Origin of the sequence: Tengunoibacter tsumagoiensis (assembly GCF_003967535.1) — a bacterium.
Lineage (GTDB): Bacteria > Chloroflexota > Ktedonobacteria > Ktedonobacterales > Ktedonobacteraceae > Tengunoibacter > Tengunoibacter tsumagoiensis.
The window spans coordinates 2,621,240-2,642,986 of sequence record NZ_BIFR01000001.1 but is presented as its reverse complement, the minus strand read 5'-3'; the positions used below and the strand labels follow the sequence as shown (position 1 = coordinate 2,642,986).

Genomic DNA, 21,747 nt, shown 5'->3' with positions numbered 1-21,747 from the left:
CCACGCCGACTGCTCGCTCCGAACACAATGCACCATTCTTGCACGCGATTGGGCCCTATGATATACTCGGGTTGACTAAGTAAGTCTTTGCCAGGCACTTTTAATATACGGCAGACCGTAGAAAGGCGTCCGACATGGTTCTTAGGAGTAGTGAGTTTCAGCGCAATCTCCAACATTTTAATGGTATGCTTACCACCCATGAAGCGGCCAAAATATTGGATCTGAGCTATTGGCACTTTATGCATCTTGTCGAAGCTGGACGCATCCCCGGTGTCCGCGTGGTCGATCGATGGCTATTCTCCCCCACCGATCTCGCCAATTATCGACGCAGTAAGTATGGTCCCCTCGAAGATCTGGCACAGACTGCACTCGAACATCCAGACGTCGGATTGACAGAGAAACAAGCAATTATATGCCGATATATCCTCGATAATGAACGTCCCTCTGAAATTGCTCGGAAACTTCAGCAATCTCGTCAAGCTGTCCACTCTCAGATCTCCCTCATTCGCGAAAAAGTTGCTCGCATTCAGAATGCGCCCTCTCCTACCGACTCCCTCCCTATGAGCAAGCGCACGCCTCGCAAGAAACGAGGGGCAGTCCCTTTATCGCAGTAGCCCTTCAAGTCTTCTATGCAGATAAAGGAAACAGCACAATAGCATCTGTGTTAAGGATAAGCATTTCGCGAGACAAGGGAGAGGTCACACCACCTCTCCCTTTTTAGCACACACTCAACAATGGAAGTTCCAGGCTCCATAAGAGATGGCTTCTGTAGACGTCAGAGTTCGGCTCACTGGAGTCAAAATGAGGATATCGACATTTCCCGGTTGAGAGGGGATACGTATAAGAGTATACTTTACCCCCAGAACATTTATGGCCTGCACTAATTTTGGCATGGGGTCAGTATGAGCAACCATGTCAATCACACTGGCACGATCTGCATGCTCAACTGCCAGCACATCCTGGGGCAAGCGATTCAATGCTCCAGCATTCACAATTCGTGGGTCCGTCACAATAATTGATCCTTTAGATTGAAAGATCAAAGTGTCTCCCAGTGCATGTGTTCCCCATAAGTAATGAATGTTGTGCTCCTGAAGATAGGCAATAATCTTTGAAGTATCATATGGAGCTCGATTACAGGTAAAAGATTGAAAGATATACTGTGGATCGCTTTGTACATAGGTCGTACCAATGAAGAAAACATACATCAGCAGGACCGCAGCCAGGCCACATTGTATCACCGCAAACCGGCTCAAGCGTCTTCCTGGTACGCGCCTGCTCCCCTCAGATCTCTTATCACGCTTACTGAAATATTCCACCACCAGCGCAACGATGCCGGCAAGGAAAAACGGCAACGCGAGCAGAACAGGGGCAGCATAACGACCAACACCATCACGTATACAAGGCTCAAACAGGCTATGGCCAACGACATTTGAGAAACAGAAACAGACAATGGTACACACAGCAAACAATAAGGGAAGACCCACAAGCCGGGGCAACACACGAAAGAGAGAGTGCTGCCAGATGAGAGAGGCGATCAGTCCACCCAGTACAAGGATGATACTTCCTATATTAAGAAGCTCCAGACTTTGGAAAGAAAAGACGCTCGAGTTCGTTAACGACTGCGTAGGCAACGTTCCACCGTAAAGATGAGGAACCAGACACTTTTCATACAGCCCAACCGTTCCATTGATAACAGCCAGACGATTGGGGTAACGATGCAACAGATGGACAGAGTTTCCTCCATCGCTACCAGGCGACAGAAGATACCAGATATTTGCCCACTGATGCAAGGCGCCCCAGTAGATACCAGGAGCAAATCCCAGCACCACACCCGGCACTACGCTCAATCCAAGCAGCATTCTTTTGCCATGAAAGGCGAATGATTCCTGCCTGCCATCTGCTGCTAAAGGGACCCACCCTAACGATTGAAGAAACTTCCAGAACAGAAGGGCATCAATCCAGATAAAGGCCGCCAGCACAGCAGAGACTATCAATGGATAGACCCAGAAACCAACGCCAATAATCACGCCAATCCCCAACCAGCGCATCAGAATCTCACGCTGCGATGCCGCCTCCCAGCGTTGAACCAGTTTCCAGCCACTGGTCAGCAGCAATAACATTAGAATATATATCTCAATGTGACCTCCCCAGGTGCGCATCTCAATGACAAGATTGTACAGTGGAGGCAAAGCAGCCAGGAGAGAGACCGTCGTCGAAAACCAGGTTCTAGCCACGTTCGAAAGGCGCGCCTGCCGGGCCATTAACTCTGCAAATCGCCAGCTTAACCAGACTAGCACCAGCGATAGCAGCAACGGTTCAATGCGAAGCGTCAGTGGAGAGGAACCAAACATAGCAAACACAAGAGAGATGAGATAGGGCTCTAAACTACCCATATACGGTTGCCCATAATAATAAATGGGAAACTCACCACGTAGAATATGTTGAGCCTGTACACCAACTAAAGACTCATCCATATCTACAAAACCATGGGTATAAAAGATGAGCCAGATGCGTACAAGCAAAGCAAAAATGAGACAGAACCAGAGCGGGGATCGGAGTGCCGACAGCCAGCCTCTCTTAGTATGAGCTCCTGTTCGTAAAGGGACTTCTACTACAGATGAAGTCATCATCTTTTAAGTATCTCCATGCGTGCATATCCCTCAACTATCACTACAATGTGAAATTTTGAGAGTGCAAACAAATATTTACAAAAAATACTCCTTTGTATCTAGCGCTTGACGCTCCAAAAAGGAGGAAATTGTTCCTTTTTGTCCACAGACATCGTGTCCTCTTTTATAACGTAGAACAGGTACATAAAGTCATCAATTTCCCGGCGCTTTCTTGTTCTCGTCCTCTTTGCGATGGATGGCCATGCATTCATATGTTTATATCTTTTCCGGGGTGAAGTTCGTATCACAAATAAAGCGTTTTATAGAGGAGCAAAAAGATGGTTCAGCAGATCCCACTTCAGGGTCGTGATGCGACGTATCAGCCGATTGAGGACTATGGGGTGATTGGTGATCTCCACACGGTCGCTCTGGTAGGAAAAAACGGTTCAATTGATTGGTGCTGTATTCCACGGTTTGATTCACCCAGCGTATTTGGAGCGCTTTTGGACGTCAAGAAAGGTGGACACTTTCGTATTTCCCCTATGGTCTCTCCAGCCCAACCAATGCGTCATACTCAGCTCTATCTGCCTGAAACCAATATTCTTATCACGCGCTTTCTCACGAATGATGGGGTTGGCGAAATTACCGATTTCATGCCGATCAAAAACACTCCCAACCATAAACTCCAGCATCATATTATTCGCGCCGTCCATGTCGTTCGCGGCTCACTTACCTTTACGATCGAATGTAAGCCTGCCTTTAACTATGCTCGTGACAGCCATAGTGTTCGTATCGCGGCCCATGGCGCCATTTTCAATAGTACAGACCTCCATCTGGGTCTGGCATCGACCATTCCTCTCACGGACGATGGAACCGGTGGCGTAGCCGCCACTTTTACGCTTCATACGGATCAGTGGGCCTACTTTATTCTAGAGAGTGCCCGCGATCACACTATAGAACCTGAACCCATCTATGCAGCCAACTATGAAAAGGTTTTTCATGAAACGATGCAGTATTGGCAGAATTGGCTCTCACAATGCCAATATCAGGGCCGCTGGCGCGAGAGGGTCCATCGTTCAGCGCTGGTCCTGAAGCTCCTCACTTATGCTCCGACCGGGGCCATCGTTGCTGCCCCCACGACCAGTCTTCCCGAAACAATTGGGGGAACGCGAAACTGGGATTATCGCTATACCTGGTTGCGCGATGCCTCTTTCACGCTCTATAGCCTGCTTATTCTCGGGTTTTATCAAGAGGCTGAGGCCTTTATGGGCTGGCTGGATGCACGCTGCCATGAACTGAAAGAGAATGGCTCGCTTCAGCCCATGTACACGATTGATGGCGGACACGATCTACAAGAGATTGAACTCTCTCACCTTGAGGGATATCGCCAGAGCCGCCCGGTCCGCATTGGCAATGGCGCCTACAAACAGAAGCAGCTGGATATCTATGGCGAGCTGATGGATTCTATCTATATCTTTGATCGCCATCAGGATATTTCCTATGATCTCTGGCAACAGATCCGCCGCTTGCTTTCCTGGCTAGGAAACCACTGGCAGGATGCGGACGAAGGGATCTGGGAGGTGCGGGGAGGACAGCAACAGTTTGTCCACTCACGCGTTATGAGCTGGGTGGCGTTTGATCGTGCCCTTCGTATTGCTCGCCACCGTGGCCTCCCCGCACCACTAGAAGAATGGGAAAAGATTAGCAGCCAGATCTATGAAGAGATTATGCAGAAAGGCTGGAATGAAAAGAAGCGCAGCTTTGTTCAATATTATGGAAGTGATGCAGTCGATGCCAGTTCGCTGCTCATGGTCCTGACAAAGTTTACTGGCCCGACTGATCCTCGTATGCTGGAGACTCTGGAGCGCATTCAGCGTGAACTGACCAGCGATTCTCATGTCTATCGGTATGATCCCAAACGGGCCGCAGATGATGGCCTGGGCTCCACCGAAGGAACATTTAGCCCATGCAGCTTCTGGTTTGCAGAGGCTTTAGCTCGCGCAGGCCGGCTACCTGAAGCCCGGCTCATCCTTGAAAAGATGTTGACGTATTCCAATCACGTTGGGCTCTATGCAGAAGAGATCGGTTCAACTGGCGAGGCCCTGGGAAATTTCCCTCAGGCCTTCACGCATCTCTCTCTCATTAGCACTTGCTATAATATGGATCGCGCCCTTAATGGCACATTACTCCGCTAATAGCAGTAGACGAAGTCCTGACATTTGCACATATTGGCCCTGACCGCGAAACCCGCCGCAAGCCGTTGTGGTTTCAACCCATGCGGTAAGGCGGGTTTATTCCGGCTTTAGCCTTGTTTGCTTTCTTTTTTGTTCAATCAATCAATTGACAAATGAGGATATATTTGATATGCTGAAGAAATAAAAGGGATAGAATGCTTTCTTTCTCTATCGAAAGGATTCTCAGACATGGCAAAGACGACGATCACGTTGAGGCAAACGCTCACCTGTCAGCCAAACCATCACGAATGGTTTGCAACCAATCAGGCGTTGTTTAACCGTGTCGTGTGCTTTTACTTTGACGTGATCAACGCCCATGAGAATCTGCTCCAGCTTTCAAACAAAGAAGCACTCACGGCCCTGGAAAAGCTCACCCACACCACCAAAGAGACTCCTGATCCCATCATGCCACTTCAAGCTCTTGCCCCTGACATCCCTGCACTGTTTCGCCGTGCTGCCATCAATGCTGCTCTGGGTTCTGCTCGCTCCTTCTTTTCGCATCTGTATCGCTGGAGAGCACAGAAAACCAAAGCGGAGGCTAGGGGCAAGAAGTACAAAGCCCGCCCGCCAGTCCCTCCACGCACCTGGAACAAATCGGTTCCGTTGTACGCTGGGATGTGGAAAGAGCGAACAGCAGAAACAACCATGGTTAAGATCTGGAACGGGACCTGCTGGAATTGGGTGAAGGTGAGAACACAAGGTCGTGATGTTGCCGAAGGATATGAATTGGGGAGCCCTTCACTCGTTTGCAAGGGTGCAACGTGGCGGCTCCATACGCCCCTCGAAAAAACCTTCAAAGGGCCAGCCAAAATTGCGGAACAAGTGACCGATCCCGACACGAAGCTCTGCTCGGTCGACTTGAATTTCGGTGAGAATCTCGCTGTGTGTGTGATCCAGACTGCCAAAGGCACGCCACTTGCCTCCACCTTCCTCAAAGGAGGCAAAGAACTGAACGGCTTTAGGAAGCAGCAGCTTGGCAAAATTGCACGCAACCGCAACAAAACGGGTTTGATCGCCGAAGGGGAGCAAGATAATGCCGCCCTGTGGTGTAAGATCCGTGATCGTGATGAAGATCTTGCCCATCAGATCAGTGTTCGCATTATCCAGTTTGCTCAGCAATGGGGCGCAACCATTCTGGTCTTTGAGCATCTCGGCAATTTGAAGCCCGAAAAGGGCAAATACAGTCGCCGGGGCAATAGCAAACGAGCCTTCTGGATGAAAGGGCGCATTTTTGCCTATAGCAAGTACAAAGCCTATAACGCAGGCATACTGACCAGTCGAGTCTCGCCTCGCAATACCAGTCGTGAGTGCGCCCGTTGCCATGCACCTGTGGCACGCTATCGCCAGGGACAACCCGCACAAGGCTACACGGTAGGAGCTCCGTTGGTGTCTTGCTCAGCTTGCAGTATGAAGGGCAACGCCGATAGGAACGCCGCGCTGGTCGTCGGTCAGCGTCTCATCACACGCCACCAGAAAAAGCCTTCCACTCCTCATGCTGGTCATGAGAGGGATGCGTAAGCATCAGGTGTGGTCTGCTGCCAGGACGCCAGAGGGGACGGGGAACCATCTATTCCTCTAACTGGGCACGCAACGGATCAGGGGTCAGGCACCACCCTGGGGATTCGCTCTGGATGGAAGAGCGCTCCCCGTCTATTCCGGATCAAGTACGGTCTTCACCGAGTTGCTTCTACGAGGCACCGACTCAGAAGACCGCGTACCTCGGAGTGGAAGAAGCCGCCGTCCCTTGAGGGCGTGCGGAGTGTCACAGGGCAATCGTTAGTACTTTGATAGGATGCCCTCCTATCAAATTTCGCTGAAATTGGGTACAATAGGAGGAGAGGAGTTGCCACTGCTGGCATACCACTTGAACTGCTCTCCCCTGCATTTTTGGTGACGCTACCACAAGTATCGTCGTTGGGAATACGTCAGCGACCGCTATCAGTCCCCTAAGAAGACTCGACAGATAGCGATTATTAGGATAAAATCTTACGGGAACAATTTTATGCAATCTGTAAGGAAGCAGTATTGCCACATAAAGCGGTCTCACGACTTGCGACATATTCAGCCACGATCCTACTGGCGAAGGCGTTGATCCCAATGTTGTAAAGCAACGGCCTGATCATGCAAACGTGAAGACGATCTTTGGTGTATGAAAAGATTTACACACATATTCATATCACCAGCGCTTTCTTTTAGATACGCTTTTTACATCGTTACGCAGAAGAGTCAATGCGATAGTACAAGACCACCAGCAAGCGCTCATCTACAGACATGCGTTTTTTGCTGTCAACTCTGCTGCAATTTGGAGGAATTAAAAAACTATTATGCAGGCTGAAACGGCTTTACAAGAAGGTTCAAATTTGAAGGTACGAGAAGATATTCGTAACGTCGCCATTATTGCCCACGTAGACCATGGAAAAACAACGCTGGTCGATGGGCTGCTCAAGCAGAGCCACATTTTCCGCGACAATCAGCAGGTCGGTGAGTTGATTATGGACTCCAACGATCAAGAGCGTGAGCGTGGTATCACCATTCTAGCGAAAAACACGGCGATTAGCTATCGCGGCGTGAAAATTAATATCATTGATACTCCAGGGCACGCAGACTTCGGTGGTGAGGTCGAGCGCGTTCTGACGATGGCCGATGGCTGTATCTTGCTGGTCGATGCCGCTGAGGGGCCGATGCCTCAGACACGTTTTGTGCTTCAGAAGGCTCTTGAGCTCAATCTGCAACCCATTGTGGTGGTAAATAAGATTGATCGTAAAGATGCTCGGATCGCTGATGTGGTCGATGAGACGCAGGATCTTTTCCTGGAACTGGCGACACAGGATCACCATCTCAATTTCCCGGTACTCTATGCCATTGGCCGCGCTGGCGTGGCGATGCTCAATCCTGAAGATGAGCAGAAGGATCTCGAGCCTCTCTTTGAGACGATCCTGAAGACAGTCCCTGCTCCTAAGGTGGACGTTGAAGCGCCTCTACAGATGCTGGTGACGGCCCTGGACTACGACGATTATAAGGGAAAATATGCCATTGGTCGTATTATCCGTGGGAAGATGACCCCTGCTTCGGCTGTTTCACGCATCGATCGCGATGGCAATGTGACACGCCAGAAGATCAATCTGGTCTTTACGTACAAAGGCCTTCAAAAGGCTGAGACGGATGCCGCAATGGCTGGCGATATTGTAGCAGTAACGGGTATCGCTGATGCCAATATTGGTGAGACGATTGCCGATGCAGATAATCCTGAGGCTCTCCCATCGATTACGATTACTGAGCCAACCCTGAAAATGACCTTTGGGGTAAATACCAGTCCATTCGCAGGACGCGAAGGCAAGTTTTCTACCTCTCGCCAATTGCGCGCTCGCCTCTATCGGGAGTTAGAGACGAATGTAAGCCTGCGTGTCGTTGATGGCAGCAGTCCCGATGAGTTCGTGGTCTCTGGTCGTGGCGAGCTACACCTCTCGGTCTTGATCGAGTCTCTGCGCCGCGAGGGCTATGAGTTCCAGGTCTCCCGTCCTGAGGTCATTACCCGCGAGGATGAGAATGGGCATATCCAGGAGCCATTTGAACATCTTACGATCGATACAAAGGATACTTATATCGGTGTGCTGACCGAGACGCTGGCCATTCGTAAGGCTCAACTCTCCAATATGCATAATGATGGCAGTGGAAATGTACGTATCGAATATAAGATCCCGACCCGCGGCCTGATTGGCTTCCGTAACTCGTTCCTGACCCTGACGAAGGGCAATGGTGCGATGAATAGCCTGCTTATCGGCTTTGAGCCATGGATGGGAAAGATCAATACCGCCCGTAATGGTGCTCTGATTGCTTCTGAGCAGGGCGTGGCTGTCACGTATGGCCTGAACAATGCTCAGCAGCGCGGCGATACCTTTATCGAACCAGGCACGCCTGTCTACGAGGGGATGATCGTTGGCCTGAATACTCGTCCTATGGATATGGCTGTGAACGTCTGTAAGGAGAAGCAGAAGACCAATATTCGCTCCTCTACCTCGGATATCTCGGTTCGCCTGACTCCTCCAATCTTGATGAGCCTTGAGCAATCACTGGACTTTATCAATAATGATGAGCTGGTCGAAGTAACTCCCAAAACGATCCGCCTGCGCAAACGCTATCTTACTCAGAATGAGCGCTCTCGCATGCGTGATTCAGATTAATTTCGTCTCTCACAGCACAACAAGCAGGGGACAGTCAATTGATTGACTGTCTCCTGCTTGTTCATGATAGTCGTTATTCGTAGTAATCTGGCGCCTTCTTGAGCGTTTTCCACTGCTGACCATCATGTCCAAATACGACAAGAGAGACCTGCTCACGCTCAACTATATCCAATAACTTTTGCGTGCTCGCTCGAAGCTGCTCTTCGTTATCATCCATCGGCCATGCCTTACGCTCAACCGTAAATAATCGCTCCATCATAACGGCATCAATGGCTAACAGAACTGGACCCGATTGAGGCAGATTCACCAGCACCGACTGATGTCCCGGTGCATGCCCACTCGTCTCTAAAAGTCTTACTCCTGGTACAAGCTCACTGTCTCCATCAATCAGGCGATAACGTAGCTCTGGATGATCCCAATGAGAACGTGCTCCAGCATACCGTGGATGCCCACTTCTCGCTAGAGTATAGTGCTCGCGCTGAACAATGAGTTCGGCACCTGGAAAATGATCGTGGTACCCTGCATGATCAATATCAAAGTGTGTACAAACAAGAAAATCAATGTCGGCTGGGCTGAGATCTAACGCGGCAAGCTGCTTCAATACTGTTGACTCATCCTGACCGGGTTGCGGAACATCAGAAGGCATTCCACTATCAATGAGAATATGCTGCCCATTACTCATCTCTATGACATAGCAGCCCTGGATCATCTCCATGGTGCGGCCCGCTCCCAATGGCACATTTGCTGACGCCAGTTGGAGGAGATACAGTCGTTGTGGGTGTATGTTACTCATTCTTTTCGCCTATCCTTTCACTTTGACGATCATACATGTAACAAACTTCAGAGAGAGAAATTCTACCCATACCACCAGTATAGAAAAAATTTCTATCTACGACTGTAAGGAAGACTACAGACAAATGTCGCATTATATGCTAGGATCACAATGCAAGCAGATTTCATTGCTCACAATCATCAGGAGGTGTAAGGAGATTTCTGAGTTGTACGGCCAACATTGTTCACAGTGAGAAAAGAAAATGTGCTATGATGTGCTCACAACTCTCAACGAAAGGTCCTGAAGCTTGAGCCACCATCCATCTTCTTTACCACAGATTACTTTTTATACAAAGGCCGGCTGTCATCTCTGTGATACTGCTCGCGATCTTCTTGATGAAATCGCCAGCCAGGTTGACTACGATCTGACAGAGATCGATATTCGCAACGATCTTCAGCTCTTTGAACAGTATCGCTATCGCATCCCCGTTATCCTGCTTAACGAAACTATTGTTGCCGAAGGGCGTATAGAGTATAATGAATTGGCTGACGCCTTTCAGCTTACTTGAGGCAGAGAATAAGCTGCTAGAGATACTATTAGAGAAGGAACTGACCATGGCAACACAACCATATCACTCTCAGGCACCCCGTCAGGGCGGTTTTCATCGCATAGCTGATCAGATGGGTGATGCCATGCTCACCTATTGGGCCCATGGCGTAACGGTCATTCTGGGCCTGCTGGTCTTTGCCGCCATCTCGGTTCCCTTCCTCTCTTACTTTGGTCTGGATGCACTTTCCAAGCCCATCTTTTTTACCCTGCATTATGTCTGCGCCCAGATTCCGTCGCACTCCTTCTATATCTTTGGTCATCAACTGGGGATGTGCGCTCGCAATTTCTCTATCTATGCCTCAATGTTTGTGGGTAGCCTGATCTTTGTACTGAGCAAGAAGCGTATTCCCGGCATCCCCTGGTGGCTATGGGGGTTGATGATCCTGCCTATCGCATTCGATGGGATTACACAGATGTTTGGTCTGCGGGAGAGCGATTGGGTGCTGCGCCTGCTTACGGGGACGTTGTTCGGTTTAGGAAATGTCTGGTTCGCTCTCCCACTGATGCAGAAGAGCTTGCTGGAGTCCGCTCAGCAGACCATTCCTCACTACTATCGCCCTCAATCATATCCTGCTACATATACGCCTGCCCCCGTTTATCAGCCTGTCCCGGCCATATCGCCTATCCAGACTGAGCAAACGGCTGCAAAAACGGACCATGCTGAGTAAAAAAAGCTTGTAGTCTGCCCTCTTGCTCTTCGCATAAGCAGATGTACAGTACTGGCCTCTTTTACTGGAAAAATTTTTCATAGGAAAATCCTGGATGATCGGTTGCTAAAATATATTCGGCATGGTGCTCTTGTTCAAGCAGCCAGCGCTGTTCGGCCGCTGTGACAAAATGATAGCGGCGCTCAAAATCTTCGGCTACTTTCCCTCGCTCTTGCAGATCTCGAATACGCCGACGGACCCAGCGCGTCTCACGTTCAGCCTGCACAAAAATAGTTGTAACCGAATCAGTAATCTCTTCTAGAAGAGGCTGAAAACGAATGCTATAGAGCCCCTCAATGATCAGAGCCTGCCCCTCACCTTTTGTCAGAGTCTGGAAACCATCCCGACAATTCTTTGCAAAGCTGTAACTCGGAATCTGAGCCTGCCCTGTCTGTATCAGATCACGAATATTCTGCTGGAAGGAGAGAAGATCAAAGGCTTCTGGACTATCCCATTGCGCCACATGGCCATATCTCTCGTCATACTCTAGCACAACTGCATCTTCATCCAGATAGTAGTTGTCTAATGAGAGAATTGTTGCATTCAGATGCTGAGCCAGGGCCTTCGCAAAGGTTGTTTTTCCAGAAGCTGCCGGTCCCGCCACTAAATAGAGCTCGGCTGCGGGTAGTTCTGTATAATCTACTAGTAGGGCTGGCGCTCGTAACATGCTTACTCCTCGATTTCAACTGTCTGACAGATAGCTATCCTGGCCACAATCTCAACGCAATAAGAGACTTGAGGCCCTGTTCTCTCTCAAAGAGAGCTCGATGGCACACAAAAACCTGGCCTTGAGGATAGGGAAACCTTTTCCGTCAGACCTGTTGGTAGTTCTGCAATATCTTTTACAATTGTAGACAAGAAATCACCACTTGTCCATCGTGATAAGACACTCTCCCTCTTCTATCAGAATTGGAATACCCTGGATTTCACGCCAGACCCCGTCTACCCAAGTGTGCTAGAATGAGTTATAATGAATCCTTACGATCCTCTATCGTCAATAACAATTTCAGAATGGGCTATTAGAAAGCAAGAAATTAAGAGAGACTATGTCCGAGCATCCAAGACAAGCAACAACTTTCGCCGTCACCACCCTGGGCTGTAAAGTCAATCAGGCCGATAGCGAGACGATCAGCGATCAGATGAATGCCGCTGGCTTTATCCAGCGCGATTTTACTGAGAATGCTGATGTGTATATCGTTAATACCTGTACAGTCACACACCTTGGCGATCGCAGTTCTCGCCAATTGATTGCACAGGCCCATCGTCGCCGTCCCGATGCTCTGCTCGTGGTCACTGGATGTTATGCTGAACTAAATCCACAAGCTGTATCCAGGTTGCCAGGCGTTGATCTGGTATTAGGGAATAGCGGCAAAGATGACCTGATTGAGCGCATCCGCATTCATATGCAGGAACAAGCAAGTGTATCGGAAGTGGAAGCGGAAGCCAGCGAAGAGAACGAGGCAACCGATCACCAAACAACACAGACAACAGGTCGGCGCTCGCTCCCGGTACTCCCCTTAGATACACAGCATATTGGCAGCGATGGTGGGATCAGTTTCGACGCCACTGAAGAGGAACCGCAGCCCGACAATCCTTCTCGGCTCACTCCTTTTGAGCCTCAAAGAGCCATCCCTGAGCAGGCCCGAGAACGTGTTTTTTCACGCACACGTGTACAGATGAAGGTACAGGATGGCTGCGACAATCGTTGTACCTACTGTATTGTGCCAACGGTCCGTGGAAAATCACGAAGCCGTAGCATTGCATCTGTCGTTGAACAGGTACAACGCAAAGCTCGAGCTGGCTTCCAGGAGATCGTTCTGACTGGAATCCATCTGGGGGATTATCATTCTGATGACGATGAGAAGCAGGATCTAGGGGTTCTGATCGCAGCGCTGCTGCGCGAGACCGAGATCCCTCGCATCCGTGTCTCCTCACTTGAGCCAGAAGATTTTCAGTTAGAGTGGCTTGAGCTCTGGCAAGATCCACGTATGTGCCGTCACTTCCATCTCCCTATGCAGAGTGGCTCAGATGCGATCCTGCGCAAAATGGCGCGGCGTTATACCAGTGATCGTTATCGCACCATTATCACTGAAGCCAAGCGGCTCATTCCTGGTGTGGCGATCAGCACTGATATCATCACTGGCTTTCCTGCTGAAACCGATGAGGATTTTGAACAGACGTATGAGCTGGCGAAAGAACTGGAGTTTGCAAAATCTCATGTCTTCCGCTTCTCACCTCGTCAGGGAACAGCCGCTGCTCGTATGAAAGGGCAGATTAAAGATGAGATCAAAAAAGCCCGGAGCCAGCGCCTGCTCGAATTACACGATGAGCATAGCCGCCTGTTCCGCCAACAGTTTCTGGGTCAGACTGCTGCGGTCTTGATTGAACAACGCAAACATGGTGTCTGGGAAGGGCTAACCGATAACTATGTCCGCGTTGAGGTACAGGGACTTCCTGAAGAGCAAGCATGGGATCATACGGTCGTTCAGGCACGCCTGGATACGCTTGTTGATGATGGGGTCCAGGGCTTTTATCTGGGCTTATTACCATCGCGATAAAGGATCAAGATCGTGTCTGCATACTGGCGTCTGTTAACATCCCTGCTCATCCTTCTGGTTCTGCTCACCGCCTGCCGTGATGCCAGCAGCCCTCAGACAGGAAAAACACTGGCTCAGGGCAAATTTCAGGAATATCCCCTACCACAGGATAAAAGTGGTCTGATGCGTCCTACGGTCGATGGCCGGGGCCGCGTCTGGTTTGCAGAGATGGGGACCAATGCATTGGGGGTCTTTGACCCCCAATCCAGTTCAATTGAGCAGATTGAGCCACCACAGGGAGCCCATGGCTTGATGGGGATTGTTGCCGCACCAGATAATACTATCTGGTTTGCCGAACAGTATGCCAACTATATCGGCCATTATCAACCTGAGACCCGCCAATTCCAGACCTACCCCCTACCCACTCTTGCCATGACCTCAACTGAGCAAAATGCAGTTGACAGTCTCCCATCTGGCGCGAACGATCTGGCTCTTGATGCACAGGGAAATGTCTGGTTCACTGAAATGAATGCCGATGCCATTGGTAAACTTGATCCCCACAGTGGTCAGATCAGACAGTACCCCATCTCTCATCCGGCAACCATTCAAAAGTTTGACCCCTATGGCATCACCATTGATCCTCAAGGAACCGTCTGGTTCACTGAAGCCGCGACAAATCAGCTTGGCCGACTCAATCCACAGACGGGCGAACTGAGCCTCTTCCCTTTTCAGCAGACAACCAATTCGTTACTAGAAGTGATAAGCGACCCACAAGGCATCATCTGGGGAACAACCTTTCGAAACTCAACCCTCTTCCGCTTTGATCCGCACACACAGCACTTTACAACGTACCAGCCAGAGAGCGATGCCAGCGGCTGCTATGGGATCGCGCGAAGCGCCAGTGGCGAGATCTGGTTGACCCTTCCCTCCGCCAACCAATTAGCGCGCTTCACTCCAACAACCAGCCGCTTCACCCTCTATCCCCTTCCCAGCGAGGGGAACTCTCCCTTTGGCATCGCCAGTGATCCGACGTCGAACAAGCTCTGGTTTACCGAATCAGCAACCAATAAGTTAGGCATGCTGCAACCCTGAGATCTTATACGTTTCATGGCCAGAAAAAGAGAGAGACGCTGAAAGCACGCACGACACTTTATTGAAGATATTTCGCAAACCAGTCCTTAATATACTGTAAACGAACCTTGCGCAAAAGTGGATGCCCACCACGAGAGAGGCCATGGCTCTGCCCTTCAAAACGCACAAACTCCACCTCTCGTCCCATCCACTTCAGAGCTGCAAACAACTGCTCTGCCTGTTCAATATTGCAGCGGAGATCCTGCTCGCTATGAAGAATTAACAGAGGTGTATGCATATCCTTCACATACGCAATTGGCGACATATGCATATATTTATCGAGATTCTCCCATGGAGTGGTCTCCAGATTATCTTCGGCCAGATCCCAGCCGATATCGCTTGTCCCAAACATCGTTGCCATATTGCTGACACAACGATCGGTGATCGCAACCTTGAAATCTTGATAATGACCAATCAACCAGTTGGTCATAAAACCACCATAGCTTCCACCTGTAACGCCCAGGCGCTGCTCATCGATGTAGCCCTGTTTAAGAACCTCTTTCATTCCAAGCATGATATCGATGGAATCCTTTTCGCCCCATGCTCCACGCACTGCATTGGAGAAGTCATATCCATATCCAATGCTTCCGCGCGGATTACAATAAAAGACGACATACCCTTCCGCGACAAGGAGCTGCATCTCATGAAAGAAGCCATATCCATACTGTGTAGCCGGGCCCCCATGAATCTCAACGACCAATGGATACTTCTGACTGGGGGTAAAATTCTGTGGCTTGAGAATCCACCCTTCAATTGGCCAGCCATCTGCACCCTGATACGTCAATAATTCGGGCCGGGCCAGCGCCAACTCACCCAGCAAAGCATCGTTCTCATGGCTCAACTGTCGTAACTCGCCATTCGCGTGAAGAGAGCGCACAAAGATCTCCTGGGGAGCCACAGGGCTGCCAATGAGAAGTGCCAGCTGTTGTTTAGAGGCATCAATCGTAAAGTCTCGCACATGAAGATCGCCAGGGGTCAACGTCTCGGGATGAGAGCCAGATCCAGTGAGCGGAATCTGATACAGACGTGTTGCCCCATGTACTGCGGAAAGGGTATAGAGAGATTGCCCATCCGCTGACCATTGGGGAGTAGGGGCAAGGTGCTCATCGCCAACGTCGCTGTTCGTCCAATCGGCACAGGACCCTTCAAATTCCTCAGAGAGACAACGAGGCTGCGCTTGTGAGCCATCAGAGGCCAGTACATAGAGATAGGCCTGTCCCGCTCCATGGAGCTTGGGCGACCCAATAAAAGCGAGCTGCTGACCATCAGGTGACCAGCCTGGCGCATTACAAGCAAGCTTACCATCCGTTAGCCGCCGTAGAACATTGGCCTGCCCCTCCTGAAATGAGAGCACATAGACATCGTCCCCAGGCCAGCGCCAGCGATCCTCATTGCGATTCGAGACAAACGCAAGCTGCTTACCGTCAGGTGACCAGGCTGCATCGCTATTATCCCAATCGCCATCAGTCAGTTGTTGAGGTTCGCCGCCCGAAAGATTGATTAAGAAGAGATGCGAACGCCGTTCATAAATAAAACCAACCCCATCAAGTCGATACCATAAGCGATCGATCACTCGAGCCTTAGGCAACGCCTTCCCCTCCACTGTCTCTGCATCTGCTGGCCCCACCTGAGCACTAAATACGAGCTGCTGACCATCAGGCGACCAGACGGGAGCACTTGCCCCATGCTCCATAAACGTTACCTGTCGAGCTTCGCCTCCATCGATTGGTAAGAGCCAGATCTGCGGCTTCCCTTTGCCTGTTTTCTTCTCTTCCTCTTTCTCATTCTGCGCTTGGGTCGGGCCTTCACGACTGGAGACAAACGCCAGCCAGCGTCCATCTGGTGACCAGACGGGGCTCTCCTCGTTCTTCAACCCATAGGTGAAACGTCTGGCGACACCCGTAGCCAGATCAGCAATCCAGATCGACGAACGATAGGCGTGCTTATGTTCATCAATCTCAGCAACCACATAGGCCACACGCGTACCATCGGGCGAAATACGCGGGCGACTTAAGAATTTTAAATGATAAAGATCATCAATGGTAATCGATCGGGCCATCTGTGTTTTCTCCTTGTTGTACCATTTACATATTTGAATTATGGCAGACTGCACCCCAAACTATCAATAGCTTGTTTGCTACAGCTAAAAAAACAGTACTCGAAGAGTGGATTAAAAGTCAAGCATGCGCAAAAGACCTGAAACAAAAGCTCGTTCCAGCTATCGTTTCCTGAAAGGGTCTGGATGAGAAAAAACGCATGAAAATAGCTTGTAGAGGGGTGCTCTCTCATGCACTTGAGACAATCATAGACGCACAAACGCATGAGAGAGCACACATAAAGAAAAGAGGAAAATGACGGTCACAACGGACCTTTTTAGCGGCGGCGACGGCTACGACGCTCGCGCTCAAGAGCAATATCAAGCGTCTCATGCAGGCGCTCAAAATCGTCAACATCTAATTGTAATTCCACGGCAGGCAGATCCTCTGGACGCGATCGCCCCTCTTCAAACAACTGCAAGACCATTACGAGCTCAACTTCCAGGTCTATTATACCGTCCTCGCCAGGCAACGTAAGCGTCGAGGAGGTTGCATCCTCATCTTCTTCGCTCTCGTCATCCTCATCCTCGTCGTCATCAGCGCGTGGAATAAACTCAATATTCGTACGAGCACATTTGAAGCGACCTGTAATCTTCAGAGCCTCGGTAGACATCTCCTCAGCTAACTCTCGGACAACCTCCATCATCTGGATAAAGGCATCTTGCAACTGCTCCAGAGCATCTTCATCGCTATCTGATTCCAGATCAGCTGAAAGCTCACCGCTATTCTGATTTCCTACACTCCCACCTTCTGAGGGAAGCCGCTGTCGAGCCAGTTCATTTAACTGTTTGAGAGCCTGTGCAAAAGCTGGTGAAAAGGCGCTCCCTTCGCGGTCAGTCGTTGCCTTCGGCTCTGTCTCAGTCTCGCCATCTTCGCTATTGAGAGCCCGCTCCAGGGCCTCCTCATCCTCGTCTTCATCATCCTCTGCATCCAGGCCCAGAGCCGTCTCAACCATCACGATCTGCTGATGAAGTTGTTCAGCTACCTCATGAGGAAAATAGGCAAAGACTCTTGCCTGTCGCGAAGCAGCCAATAGTTGAAAATGAGGCCAGTCCCGGTACCGTTCACGCACGCGTAGATAATGCGCCTCAACAACCCCAAGCGTGTCCAGCCGCAACGAAATTTCCATGACTCCCTCCTCAGGATCCGAACGAACCGGTACGGCCATTCATTTCTGACGCTACCACCAGCTCTGTCTCCAGTATCCACTGTGTATATCCACTCTATAATAGAATAAGTACAATATGAAAGCGATAAGACTCTCCGCCCTATGACCGCACGAAGGTCTGGCTCTATCAGTCAACAGTCTGGTCCATCCTCCAAACAGCACAATAAGACGCTCCGCCAGACTCAACGTGTAGAAAAAAAATAGCCCCTCTCATATGGGGGAAAAAAATTGGTCTGAGAGTGTATGCCACCATCATATCACAACGGGCATGAGTTAACATAATCATCATGCCTTTCTTTCTTTTCCTTTCCTATTCTTCCTACCAACAAAGAAATGCTTGCAAAAAACTTTGTATTGAAATCCACAGGTTTGTATTTTGACCCATAAAAAGGTAGTATAATGAGAAAGGAAATGTATCTATTGTGTATTTTTGGAGAGATAGTTATTTTATGAGTACAGAGACAAAACCACGGCAGCCTGCCCCCGCAATGAACAAGGTGGCAAAATTCATTCTTTCTAGCCCCTTGCATTTTCTCTTTAGTAAACACTTGATGCTTCTCACTTTTAAAGGTCGGAAGAGCGGCAAGCTCTTTACAACTCCCATTGGCTATCAACAACAGGGTGAGAGCGTGATCTGTTTCACTGATCATCACTGGTGGAAGAATCTTGTTGCAGATCCAGAGGTGACGCTTCGCCTCCGAGGCCGGGTTCTCACCGGGAGAGCTGAGACGGTTCACGGCAATGAAGAGACTGCCCGAGAATTGGCTATCTATATTGGACGCTCTCCGATGCTGGCAAGGGCTTTCAATATCGAAGTCGATGCACAGAAACAACCAGTCCCTGAATCGTTCCAGCGCGTTGCTGCTGCCTCAACGCTGATCCGTATTCATCTCAACGCCTGAGCACCGACCCTTATTGGCAGCGGACAGAGTACCACAATGATATGCATGCATCATAGCAGAACTCCTTCCTCTAAGCATCCCTTTGTCTGTAGGCGATAAAAGCTTTATCATCCCACAGACAAAGGGGCTTCAATCTTCTTCTCTTCCTAATTTTAGGGGGTGCGTATTATGGAGATAGGACTACTTAGACGATAGCCCTGCTCTAAGCATTTTTCTGCATTGCGCTCTTGAGAGAAAGGATACCTGTACATGATGCATACATCAAATGAAGATTCATTAGATACAGCTACAGACCAGATTATGGATGCCCTCTCTGTACGTCGCCCACGCCGCCATCTGTTAAAAGGGGCTATTGCAGCCGGATCGCTTGCCAGCGCAGCTTCCCTGTTATTAACACAAGGGAATGTTTCGGCCCATGGCAGCGCATTCCAGGATATCATCAATATTGCCGTTACCGCTGAACGGCTCGCCGTTACAACCTATAGCTATGGCATTTATAACGCTTCAACGCTGGGTCTAACAGGCGACAACTTGAGCTATCTGCAAGCAGCATTGGTAGAGGAACAGATTCATGAACTGTTCTTTGAGTCTCTGGGAGCCATCCCACTCACGAGCACGTTTAGTTATCCCAATGGCTCCGATACCTTTACTGACCTGTCGCTCTTTATTCAGACTCAACAGCAGTTAGAAGGGATCTTTGATTCGGCCTTCCTGGCTGCTATTCCAGAATTGGCCTCACTCAATTATCTACGCTTTGCCCAGATCTTTGGTCAGATTGCCACCATTGAGGCTGAACATCGCGTCCTCGGGCGGGTCATTCTGGATGACTATCCCGCCAATAACTATGCGTTTACTCCTATCTTTATTCGAAAGATTGGTGATGCACCCGATGCAGCCACCAAGGCTGGTTACCTGAGCCCCACCAGTGGCAACAGCTATACCTATCAGCAGGTCGATACTGCCTTCCCGGGCATTGATTATCGCACCCCTTTTATTGTCTAGCATACGTAGGAAAGACTATCCCTTCCTCCAAAAGGGGTAGTCTTTCTCTTTCCCCCCTCTCCCTTTGCTCTTTCCTAAGCTTTAACTATCGCTTAATTGTTTTATAATAGAGTAGCACTATTCTATTAACGATAGGCAGTAAAAAAATGTACTTGCAGATAGGGATCAACTCGATGCCTACACCTACATCCATACTCACCTATCTATCATTCGATAAGGAGCTACTCCGTGACCTTGCGTCCCGATATTATCCTTCTCGTCCTTGATACCCAGCGGGTTGATCGTCTCTCTTGCTACGGCTATGGCAGTGAGACAAGTCCCTATCTGGATGAACTGGCAGCCGAGTCCACTCAGTTCCTCCATGCTTATTCCGCTGCCCAATGGACGATTCCTTCTCATACATCGATGTTTACAGGACTGTACCCCAATGAACATCACATGCTCCATGCAAATTCCATTCTTTCGTCCGAATTGACGCCTCTTGCCGAACGTTTGCAGCAGGGGGGCTATGCAACGGCGGCATTTTGCAATAATCCATTGATTGGCGTGGTCAATACAGGTCTACAGCGTGGTTTTCAGAGCTTTCTCAACTATAGTGGCCTGCTTACATCGTATCCTAATCAAGAGATCAATACGAAAAATAGCCTGGATCGCTATCGCACTTATTTTAAACGCTCTCTGGCCAGGGTAATTACCAATATGCAGGATGCTTTTGCTCGCTCTGATACGCTCCTGGATCTCTCTTTTTCCCCTCTTATGAGCCCGCTCTGGCAGACAGCTCTCAGCTTTAAAGGCAATACTAGCCGTTCTTTACAGGATGCAGCCAGGCTCCATATCGAGCGTAAAGGCATCGCACCAGATCAGCCTCTCTTTAGCTTTATCAATCTCATGGGTGTCCATATGCCCTTTCACCCTTCAGCCCGCTTTACGGAACGCTTCGCCCCTAAGGTCCAGCAGGATAAAGCGACGCGCCGCTACCTCCGTCAGTTTAATAGCGATGTCTTTGGCTGGATTACGCCTCTCACAAGCGATATCGATGATCAGAAAAAAGCTTTATTGGATGGCGTTTATGATGCAGAGGTGGCGAATCAGGATGAACAGGTGGGGCTCTTTCTCCACCAACTGCGCAAAAGTGGTGCACTTGATAATACCTTGCTGATTGTCTGTGCCGATCATGGCGAACAGCTTGGTGAGAAACAGATGATGGGCCATGGCATCTCTCTCTCTAATACGCTGGTTCATGTGCCATTGCTGATTCGCGATCCCAGTGGAACCTTCCCGCTCAATTCAACTGTTGAGCAGGCTACGTCAACGCGCCGCATCTTTCACACGATTCTTACTGCTGCTGAAGAAGCTACCAATGATGAGCAAGAGTATACGCTCGCTCAATCTCCAGGCAGTGATCCCGATAGCGAGGCGTTCTTTGCCGTTGGCATTACTCCTCAAAATCAGATTAATCTGATGCAGCGCCGTCGCCCAGATCTTCTGGTTGCCCATCAGTGCGATCAACCTCGTTTTGCGATCTGGCAAAATCAGTATAAACTTATTCAGACAGGTGATTCGCGCCTGGAGCTCTATGATGTCTTTACAGATCCAACTGAGCAGACAGATCTACAACACATCTTGCCAGAGCAGGTGGAGAACTTGCAGGAGCGGCTTCGGTCTTTCCGCCAGCATGCGCTTCCTGTGAAAGCGGCCAATGCCAGACAGGAGATATCGATCGATCCTCAGGTTCAGCGCCGTCTCCATGATCTTGGGTATATTGAAGATTAATTGTCATTCTATTCGTAAGGGGGAGA

16 protein-coding genes and 1 pseudogene are annotated in these 21,747 nt (G+C 49.7%); 12 read left to right on the top strand and 5 right to left on the bottom strand.

The genetic code is table 11. The features are described from left to right. The first annotated feature begins 134 nt into the window (after window positions 1-134). The gene (locus EL628_RS10375) at window positions 135-614 is read left to right on the top strand and encodes a helix-turn-helix domain-containing protein (RefSeq protein WP_126579875.1); all 480 of its coding nucleotides are present in this window, start codon (window positions 135-137) and stop codon (window positions 612-614) included. Between the two features lie 114 nt (window positions 615-728). On the opposite strand, the gene EL628_RS10370 is transcribed toward EL628_RS10375, so the two are convergent. After that, window positions 729-2,630 carry a hypothetical protein gene (locus EL628_RS10370; RefSeq protein WP_126579874.1) on the bottom strand — a complete coding sequence of 634 codons (1,902 nt, stop codon included), beginning with the start codon at window positions 2,628-2,630 and terminating at the stop codon, window positions 729-731. 317 nt (window positions 2,631-2,947) lie between these two features. On the opposite strand from EL628_RS10370, the gene EL628_RS10365 reads away from it, so the two are divergent. The 4 genes and pseudogenes from EL628_RS10365 to typA all read left to right on the top strand — a co-directional run bounded on the left by EL628_RS10365 (window position 2,948) and on the right by typA (window position 9,024). Next, window positions 2,948-4,804 (top strand): glycoside hydrolase family 15 protein, encoded by a 1,857-nt coding sequence (locus EL628_RS10365; protein ID WP_126579873.1) that lies wholly within the window; start codon window positions 2,948-2,950, stop codon window positions 4,802-4,804. A gap of 228 nt (window positions 4,805-5,032) precedes the next feature. Then, window positions 5,033-6,463, top strand: a pseudogene (locus EL628_RS10360) (zinc ribbon domain-containing protein); the annotation flags it as partial. Window positions 6,464-6,992: 529 nt separating this feature from the next. Further along, the gene (locus tag EL628_RS30970; protein WP_126579871.1) at window positions 6,993-7,178 is read left to right on the top strand and encodes an ST-I family heat-stable enterotoxin; all 186 of its coding nucleotides are present in this window, start codon (window positions 6,993-6,995) and stop codon (window positions 7,176-7,178) included. Further along, a complete protein-coding gene (typA, locus tag EL628_RS10350; RefSeq protein WP_126579870.1) occupies window positions 7,168-9,024 on the top strand; it encodes a translational GTPase TypA in 1,857 nt (618 codons plus the stop codon). The genes EL628_RS30970 and typA overlap by 11 nt, the downstream gene beginning before the upstream one ends. Window positions 9,025-9,097: 73 nt before the next feature. Here typA and EL628_RS10345 read toward each other — a convergent pair whose 3' ends face one another. After that, a complete protein-coding gene (locus EL628_RS10345; protein ID WP_126579869.1) occupies window positions 9,098-9,817 on the bottom strand; it encodes an N-acyl homoserine lactonase family protein in 720 nt (239 codons plus the stop codon). A 286-nt stretch (window positions 9,818-10,103) separates the two neighbouring features. Here EL628_RS10345 and EL628_RS10340 point away from each other — a divergent pair, with 286 nt between their 5' ends. Beyond that, complete coding sequence (locus tag EL628_RS10340) at window positions 10,104-10,364, top strand: glutaredoxin family protein (protein WP_126579868.1); 261 nt, start codon at window positions 10,104-10,106, stop codon at window positions 10,362-10,364. Between the two features lie 46 nt (window positions 10,365-10,410). Then, window positions 10,411-11,073, top strand: a complete 663-nt coding sequence (locus EL628_RS10335) for a DUF2085 domain-containing protein (protein ID WP_161975400.1) — start codon at window positions 10,411-10,413, stop codon at window positions 11,071-11,073. Between the two features lie 61 nt (window positions 11,074-11,134). Here EL628_RS10335 and EL628_RS10330 read toward each other — a convergent pair whose 3' ends face one another. Continuing rightward, window positions 11,135-11,779 (bottom strand): uridine kinase family protein, encoded by a 645-nt coding sequence (locus EL628_RS10330; protein WP_126579866.1) that lies wholly within the window; start codon window positions 11,777-11,779, stop codon window positions 11,135-11,137. A 379-nt stretch (window positions 11,780-12,158) separates the two neighbouring features. On the opposite strand from EL628_RS10330, the gene mtaB reads away from it, so the two are divergent. Both mtaB and EL628_RS10320 read left to right on the top strand, forming a co-directional pair. After that, entirely contained in the window at window positions 12,159-13,670 is a 1,512-nt protein-coding gene (mtaB, locus tag EL628_RS10325) for a tRNA (N(6)-L-threonylcarbamoyladenosine(37)-C(2))-methylthiotransferase MtaB (RefSeq protein ID WP_126579865.1), read from the top strand. Window positions 13,671-13,682: 12 nt separating this feature from the next. Next, on the top strand, window positions 13,683-14,741 hold the full coding sequence (locus EL628_RS10320; protein ID WP_126579864.1) for a Vgb family protein: 1,059 nt from the start codon (window positions 13,683-13,685) through the stop codon (window positions 14,739-14,741). Window positions 14,742-14,799: 58 nt separating this feature from the next. On the opposite strand, the gene EL628_RS10315 is transcribed toward EL628_RS10320, so the two are convergent. Both EL628_RS10315 and EL628_RS10310 read right to left on the bottom strand, forming a co-directional pair. Further along, on the bottom strand, window positions 14,800-16,839 hold the full coding sequence (locus EL628_RS10315; protein WP_126579863.1) for a S9 family peptidase: 2,040 nt from the start codon (window positions 16,837-16,839) through the stop codon (window positions 14,800-14,802). 314 nt (window positions 16,840-17,153) lie between these two features. After that, window positions 17,154-18,005: a hypothetical protein gene (locus EL628_RS10310; RefSeq protein WP_126579862.1), complete on the bottom strand. Its 852-nt coding sequence runs from the start codon at window positions 18,003-18,005 to the stop codon at window positions 17,154-17,156. A gap of 488 nt (window positions 18,006-18,493) precedes the next feature. Here EL628_RS10310 and EL628_RS10305 point away from each other — a divergent pair, with 488 nt between their 5' ends. From EL628_RS10305 to EL628_RS10295, 3 genes are all read left to right on the top strand, one after another. Then, window positions 18,494-18,946: a nitroreductase/quinone reductase family protein gene (locus EL628_RS10305; protein ID WP_126579861.1), complete on the top strand. Its 453-nt coding sequence runs from the start codon at window positions 18,494-18,496 to the stop codon at window positions 18,944-18,946. A gap of 249 nt (window positions 18,947-19,195) precedes the next feature. Beyond that, window positions 19,196-19,948 (top strand): ferritin-like domain-containing protein, encoded by a 753-nt coding sequence (locus tag EL628_RS10300; RefSeq protein ID WP_126579860.1) that lies wholly within the window; start codon window positions 19,196-19,198, stop codon window positions 19,946-19,948. A 228-nt stretch (window positions 19,949-20,176) separates the two neighbouring features. Further along, window positions 20,177-21,721: a sulfatase gene (locus tag EL628_RS10295; RefSeq protein ID WP_126579859.1), complete on the top strand. Its 1,545-nt coding sequence runs from the start codon at window positions 20,177-20,179 to the stop codon at window positions 21,719-21,721. The last annotated feature ends 26 nt before the right edge of the window (window positions 21,722-21,747 follow it).